The organism is Aeromicrobium sp. (assembly GCF_014378035.1).
Lineage (GTDB): Bacteria > Actinomycetota > Actinomycetes > Propionibacteriales > Nocardioidaceae > Aeromicrobium.
The window spans coordinates 1-1908 of the sequence record NZ_JACMOM010000212.1 but is presented as its reverse complement, the minus strand read 5'-3'; the positions used below and the strand labels follow the sequence as shown (position 1 = coordinate 1908).

The 1908-nt window shown below is 67.3% G+C and carries 2 protein-coding genes; both read right to left on the bottom strand.

The genetic code is table 11. The features are described from left to right. The coding region (locus H7290_RS11065) for a DUF6545 domain-containing protein (protein WP_290514071.1) at positions 1–939 on the bottom strand (939 nt) is incomplete at its 3' end. 20 nt (positions 940–959) lie between these two features. After that, positions 960–1451 (bottom strand): hypothetical protein, encoded by a 492-nt coding sequence (locus H7290_RS11060; RefSeq protein ID WP_290514070.1) that lies wholly within the window; start codon positions 1449–1451, stop codon positions 960–962. Positions 1452–1908: the final 457 nt, after the last annotated feature.

Genomic DNA, 1908 nt, shown 5'->3' with positions numbered 1-1908 from the left:
CTGCCGTTCGACCGCGTCGAGGAGGGCGCGTTCGGCCGCGGTGGCCTCCCGCGGGTGGAGGAGCAGGCTGTCGCGCACCTCGACGTAGCGCCGGTAGAGCCGCGCTCCCGGCTCACGCCCGACGGCGAGCCGCAGGCGCGGCGAGGCCGCCTCGAGGCTGAGTTCGGGGGAGTCCGCGATCAGGCGCTCCCAGAGCGGGGTGATCCGCCAGAGCAGCACGCGATCCGTACCGCTTCGCCACGCACCGGCCACGGCGTCGACGACGGTCGTGAGGCCCAGGCCGATCGCGAGGCAGATCGGCGCGGTGATCAATGCCGTGAAATAGATGCCGCGGGTCGCGCTTGTGAAGCCGGAGCCCTGATCGAGACTCAGCAGCGTCGCGTTCACGATGCTCACCAGGGCGAACAGCAGCACGCCCAGGCAGCCCACGGCGACGAAGAGCAGCGAGAGCCGTGTCACTCGCCGGCGTTGCCTCGGCAGGTCACCCAGGCAGGCGGCGGCGACGGATACGGAGAAGTAGGCCAGGGCGAACCAGGTAGTCGACGCGTACACCGTGTAGTCCCACCGGTTGAATGCCATCCCGTCGTAGTCGTCAGTGAAACGCCAATCTCTGCCGAAGAACAGGAGGGCCTGAACGCTGACGATCGCGGCGACGATGGAAATGCTGACCCGGCGACGCGAAGGGGTGATCCCGTCGTCGCTGGTTGCCTCCTGCACGATGCTGTTCAGAAGCGCGATCGCGACAATCGCTGCTGCATGGTAGATGAAGAACGTGATGTTGCCGCCGCCGAAGGCCGCATCGACGACGTCGTAGACAGGCGCGGGTTGAAGGGACATCGACAGCGCGAAGACAGCCAGGAACCAGAACAGCAGCTGGCGTCGGCCGCGGATCGCCGACGGCAGCCAGAGCAGGGCGGACAGCCAGAGGAGTGCGGCCATGATGAGTTGACCGACGACCATCAGAGCACCCTCCCGAAGCCGGTCCGCGGGCCGTTCCGGGCATCCGTGCGGTCGTCCAGCATGATCAGGGCGAGCTCGTCGCCGATGGCCTCAGCGAGGGCCTCCTGCTCGTCGGTGAAGGAGCTCCGGGAGAGGGCGTGCACGATCGCGTCCATCGGGATCAGGGGGGCGAGCAGGGCGACGCGTTCGGCGGTGAGGAGTTCCTTCTCGTGCCGGAGGATCATGTGCCCGTACTCGTGGTTGATGAACTGCTGGCGGTGCACGGCGGACTCCGTCGGCGCGTAGTGCACCCGCTCGAAGTCCTCGCCCGCGATCTCCAGCCACAGGCCGCAGACGCCGGACGTGATCAGGTCGGCGCTGGCGGGGCGGAGGATGATCTTCTTCTGCCGAACGCCCTCCATGTGCCGGTGGAGCTTCTCGGCGGTGAGCGGGCGCGGCAGGTCGAGCGCCTCGACCAGCCGGCGGGCCCGCTCTCGGCGTTCTTCGCGCATCACGCAATTCCCTACTCGGTGGATCGATGGTCCCATGGCGTGTCGCCGTGCGTTGGACATGTCTAATTCGTGCTACCGTTGGATTCGGTTGGACATGTCTAGGCTACCGGTTTCCGGAGGCTGCCAGGACCCCTGTACGGCCTGCGCGTCACGTGCCGGACATAAGTTGGGGGGCGCGTGGTCGTTTGCGTGACGCGGTGCGGTCGGGGTGGGACCGCACCGCACACCGTATCTCGCCGCCCACGGCGCATCGTGCGCCGACCCGTAGCGGACGGGCGGATCCCTCATCTATTTGAAGACATTATAGATTAGCGATATGCTCAGACGGTGTCGACCACCGGACTGCCCATGGCCCTGCTCAAGGCCGAACTGTTCAAGTCGCTCGGGCATCCCCTGCGCGTGCAGGTGCTCGAGCAGCTGTCCGGCGGCGAGCGCTCCGTCGGGAGCCTGGCCGAGG